4 protein-coding genes are annotated in these 4,744 nt (G+C 73.4%); 2 read left to right on the top strand and 2 right to left on the bottom strand.

The genetic code is table 11. The features are described from left to right. Both ACLEQD_RS37150 and ACLEQD_RS37155 read right to left on the bottom strand, forming a co-directional pair. Positions 1-365: response regulator (locus ACLEQD_RS37150; protein WP_410390621.1), on the bottom strand; the 365-nt coding region annotated here is incomplete at its 3' end. A 96-nt stretch (positions 366-461) separates the two neighbouring features. Then, positions 462-2,288 (bottom strand): Hsp70 family protein, encoded by a 1,827-nt coding sequence (locus ACLEQD_RS37155; protein WP_410390622.1) that lies wholly within the window; start codon positions 2,286-2,288, stop codon positions 462-464. 245 nt (positions 2,289-2,533) lie between these two features. On the opposite strand from ACLEQD_RS37155, the gene atpH reads away from it, so the two are divergent. Both atpH and ACLEQD_RS37165 read left to right on the top strand, forming a co-directional pair. Continuing rightward, positions 2,534-3,076: an ATP synthase F1 subunit delta gene (gene atpH / locus ACLEQD_RS37160; protein ID WP_410390623.1), complete on the top strand. Its 543-nt coding sequence runs from the start codon at positions 2,534-2,536 to the stop codon at positions 3,074-3,076. 366 nt (positions 3,077-3,442) lie between these two features. Further along, positions 3,443-4,708: a PAS domain S-box protein gene (locus tag ACLEQD_RS37165; protein WP_410390624.1), complete on the top strand. Its 1,266-nt coding sequence runs from the start codon at positions 3,443-3,445 to the stop codon at positions 4,706-4,708. Positions 4,709-4,744: the final 36 nt, after the last annotated feature.

Below are 4,744 nucleotides of genomic sequence, written 5' to 3' on the forward strand. Positions count from 1 at the left end.
GCCGCCAGCGCCTCCTGGCTCACCGGCTTGGGCAGGAAGTCGTCCGCGCCCGCGCGCCCGCAGTGCATCACCTCATGCGGTTCGTCCGCGGCGGTGAACATCACCACCGGCACGTTGCGCCCCGCCGGGTGCGCCTTCACCGCGCGGCAGGCCTCGTCCCCCTGGAGCTTTTCCAGGTGCAGGTCCATCAGGATGAGCGCCGGCGTCCGCTGCGCGAGCTCCGCCAGGCACGCATCCGCCCCCTCCAGCCCCACCGCGTCGCAGCCCATGCGCGACAGGTGCAGCCGCATCACGTCCCGCGCCGTCCGCGAGTCGTCCACCACGAAGACCAGGTCTCTCGGGCGGGGAGAAAAGCCGGGGGTCATCATGACGCCCGGAGATAGGCGGACTGCGCGAAAGGCACCACGGACCTGGCGCCACAACGTGCGCTGGTGGACGCCTTTTCCGCGTTACGCGGGGTGTCAGCCGCGGGGCTCGGCGCGACCGGACAGCAGCTTCGTGAGCTGACGGGCAATCAGGGCGCACTGCGCGGCGTCCCCGGCGGCCAGCGCGTCCTTGCCGCCCACCAGCAGCTGCTGCACGGTGCCCACGGCGGACTCGGCCTCCGGGCTGGGGTTCTCCCGGGCGCTCTGCTGGAGCAGGCGGGCGAGCTTCTCCCCGCGCTCCAGCAGCTTGCGGAAGGTCTCCTCCGCCTTGCGCGCGTCCACCACGCCCTGCGCCTGGGCGTAGTGGGACTGCTCCTGGCCCAGCTTCTCCGCCTCGCCCTGCGGCAGGCCCGCGCGGGCCTCCAGGCGCACCAGCTCCATGTTGCCGGAGGTCAGGTCGGTGGCCTTCACCGCGAGGATGCCCTCGCCGGACAGCTCGAAGACGACCTCCAGCGGCGTCTCTCCGCGCGCGGCGACGTGCAGGTTCTTGAGGACCACCTCGCCCAGCTTGTGGTTCTCGTCCTGGAACTCGCTCTCCCCCTGGTACACGGGGATGCGCGCCTCGGCCTGGCCGGAGGTGCCCGGGAAGAAGATGTCGCGCGCCACCACCGGCACGCCCGTGTTCTTGGGGATGAGCCGCTTCACCCGGCCGCCCATCACGCCCACGCCCAGGCTCTGGCTGGCCACGTCCAGCAGCAGCGCCTGGCCCGCCTGCCGGATGAGCTCGTCCGCCTGCACCGCGGCGCCCAGCGCCACCGCCTCGTCCGGGTGCACGTCCGTGGAGGGCGCGCGGCCGAAGAAGTCCGCCACCAGCCGGCGCACCAGCGGGACGCGCGTCATGCCGCCCACCAGCAGCACCACGTCCACCGAGCGCGGATCCATCCGCGCCTCCGCCATCACGCTCTTGCAGACGTCCAGGCACCGGCGCGACAGCGGCTCCGACAGCGTCTCGAAGAAGCTGCGCGTGAGCGCGGTGTTCACCTCCGTGAAGCGCCTGGCGCCGGAGGTGTGGTCGCCCAGGCCGGACACGGAGATGGTGGCCTCCTCGGACTCGGTCAGCTCGCGCTTGGCCGCCTCCGCCGCCACCTTCAGGCGCCTGAGCGACTGCGCGTCCCGGGAGACCGCCTCCTGGAAGGAGTCCTCCACCTGCGCGAGCAGCCACTGGACGATGCGCTGATCAAAGTCCTCGCCGCCCAGCGCGTGGTCGCCGCCGGTGGCCTTCACCTCGAAGACGCCCGCCTTCACGTCCAGGATGGACACGTCGAAGGTGCCGCCGCCCAGGTCGAACACCAGCGCGCTGCCCTCGAAGCCGCGCGACAGGCCGTACGCCAGCGCCGCCGCGGTGGGCTCGTTGACCAGCCGCACCACCTCCAGCCCCGCGATGGCCGCCGCTTCGCGCGTGGCCTGGCGCTGGTTGTCGTCGAAGTTCGCGGGGACGGTGATGACGCACTTGCGCACGTCGCGCCCGAAGTGCGCCTGCGCGTCCAGGCGCAGCTCGCCCAGGATGAAGGCGGACACCTGCGTCGCGGGCAGCACGCGGCCGGACAGCTTCACGCGCACGTCGCCCGTGGGGCCGGCCACCAGGGGGTAGGGCACCACCGCCTTCGCCTGCTGCACCAGCTCCGGTGTGTAGCGGCGTCCCAGGAAGCGCTTGGTGGCCCACACCACCGCGTCCGGGTGCTCCTCCGCCAGGGCCTGGGCCGGCTGCCCCACCAGGCGGTCGCCCGCCCGGGTGAGGCCCACCACCGAGGGCGTGAGGCGTCCTCCCGAGCGCGAGGGGATGAGGCGCGGACGTCCGTCTTCCACGGTCGCCACGACGCTGTTGGTGGTGCCCAGGTCGATGCCGATGACAGGTTCTTGCATGGCGAGGGGTGGGTCCCACGCTACGGGTAAGGGCCCGCTTCCGCCAAGTCCTGTCGCACCCAGGCCGTCCGTTGCCGGGCGGAGGCCTGCCTCGCGGGGCCCCTGGACGGCCACCAGCGCACACCCGGAGCGCCCACCCGCGCACGCTTCCCCGCCCGCTGTCTCCAGACCCCGGGAGGCGCCGGGCGGCCACGGCGCCGGCATCATTGCCGCCAGGGACGCCCCATGCTAAGGGCGCCAGCGTCATGGTGAACGTCTCCATCGCCCGCCGCTACGCCCGCGCCATCCTCGACGTCGCAGCGGAAGGCAACCGCACCGACGCCGTCGCGGAGCAGCTCAACGCCTTCGCCGCCGTCGTGGGCCAGAGCCCCGACCTGTCGGACGTGCTGCTCAACCCCGCCTACAGCCGCGCCCAGCGCAACAGCGTGGTGGAGGCCCTGCTGAAGGCCATGCCCTCCCCCGCGGAGCCCGCGCTGGCCAACGCGCTGCGCCTGCTGGTGGACCGCAGCCGCCTGGGCTACCTGCCCGACATCGCCCGGCTCTACCGCGACATGGCGGATGCCCGCGCGGGCCGCGTCCGGGGCCAGGTCACCAGCGCCGCGCCGCTGTCGCCCGACGCCGTCTCCCGCCTCCAGCAGTCGCTCCAGCAGCTCACCCAGCGCAACGTCGTGCTGGAGACCAAGGTGGACCCGTCCGTGCTCGGCGGCGTGGCCGCCCAGGTCGGTGGCACCCTCTACGACGGCACCCTGCGCACCCAGCTGGAAGAGATGCGCCGTCAGCTGAAGTAGCCGCGCCCCTGGGACTCCCGGTGCGCCCCACGTGCCGGGTTGTCCAGGTTGCCCCGCAGTCCTAGTCAAACCTGTATTTCCCGTCGGCTCCGGGAATGGGTATACTTCTGGTCAACGCGGACAAGCCCGCGTTTTCCGAGACGACCCGCCCATGCCGCAGCCCGTGTTCCAACGGCTTCCCGGAGCCCTTCCGTCCCCGGGGGTTCCCGAGGAGACCCTGCCCTTCCTGGGAGCGTTGCTCAACGCGCCGGGTTGGGGGGTGGCGCTGGTGGACGGGGACTCCCGCCTTCTCTGGATGAACGACCTGCTGGCGCAGCTGTGCGGCCGGCCGTCGGCGCTCTGCGTGGGGCGCTTCCTGTCGGAGGCGTGGCCGGGCCTGGCGCCGCCCTGTCGCCGCTGCTCGCGCGGGCGCAGTCCGGCGAGCGCGTGGCGGAGGAGCTGGTGCAGGGCCGCTTCGGCGAGGTGGGCACGCTGCGCCACCTCACCGTGAGCGCGATGCCGGCGGCCCCGGCGGGCGTGCTGCTGCTCTTGCGGGACACCTCCGCGCGCCTGCGCGAGGAGGCGGCGCTGCGCGCGAGCGAGGAGCACATGCGCTCCATCGTGGAGATCTCCTGCGACGGGTACTTCTTCCACGACCGCGGGCAGTTCCTGGAGATCAGCCCCGGCCTGGGGCGCCTGCTGGGCTATTACGAGACGGCGGAGCTGATCGGCCGGAACATCCTGGACTGCGTGGCGCCGGAGTTCCGCGCCCCCGCCCGCGACGTGATGGAGCGCGGCGTGGAGGCCCCGTACGAGCTGGCCGTGCTGCACCGCGACGGCCGCCGCATCCCCGTGGAGGTCATGGGCCGGCCCGCGACGTTCCAGGGCCGCCCGGTGCGCATGGGCGCGGTGTGGGACGTGAGCGTCCGCAAGGCCGCCGAGGAGCGCCTGATGCGGATGGAGCACTTCCGCGACCAGTTCCTGGACGCGGCGGGGGACGGCTTCAAGGCCCCGCTCCAGCGGCTCCATTGCGACGTGCTCGCCCTCCAGCACGCCGGGTCCCTGCCGGAGGACCTGACGGAGCAGGTGGGGCGGGTGGGCCAGGGCGTGCGCCGGGTGGAGCGGCTGATCCGCCAGCTGCTGGACTTCACGCGCTCCCGGCTGTCCAACGGCCTGCCCGTGCACCCCGCGCCCGTCCACCTGGGACAGCTGGCCGAGCGCGTGGTGACGGACCGGCGCAGCGCCCACCCGGGCCGCGACCTGCGGCTCGTCACCGGCGGCGACCTGCGGGGCACCTGGGACGGCGAGCGCCTCTCCCAGCTGATGGACTCGCTGGTGGGCAACGCCCTGCATCACGGCCCGGTGTCCTCCTCCGTGGTGCTCCAGGTCCAGGGGCGCTGGGACGGCGTGACGGTCCAGGTGCATGACCCGGACTGCCGGGTGCCGCCGGAGTACCAGGGCACCCTCTTCGAGCCGTTCAAGCACCGCGCCGTCTGCGCCGCGGACGACGGGCTGGGGCTGTCGCTCTTCATCGTCCGGCAGATCGCCCTGGCTCACGGCGGGCGCATCTCCGTGGAGTCGGGGGCGGCGGACGGCACCCGCTTCATCGTGTGGCTGCCCCGCGAGGACGCCCCCTCCACGTCCGGCCCCTGAAGGCCGGGCGCCTCCCCTCGCGCCGGGCGGTCCCTG

The organism is Corallococcus sp. 4LFB (assembly GCF_046520365.1).
Taxonomy (GTDB): Bacteria; Myxococcota; Myxococcia; order Myxococcales; family Myxococcaceae; genus Corallococcus; species Corallococcus caeni.

Excerpts from the sequence above, each read along its gene's own strand:
- ACLEQD_RS37155 (WP_410390622.1), bottom strand. The coding sequence starts at position 2,288 with ATGCAAGAACCTGTCATCGGCATCGACCTGGGCACCACCAACAGCGTC.
- atpH (WP_410390623.1), top strand. The coding sequence starts at position 2,534 with ATGGTGAACGTCTCCATCGCCCGCCGCTACGCCCGCGCCATCCTCGAC.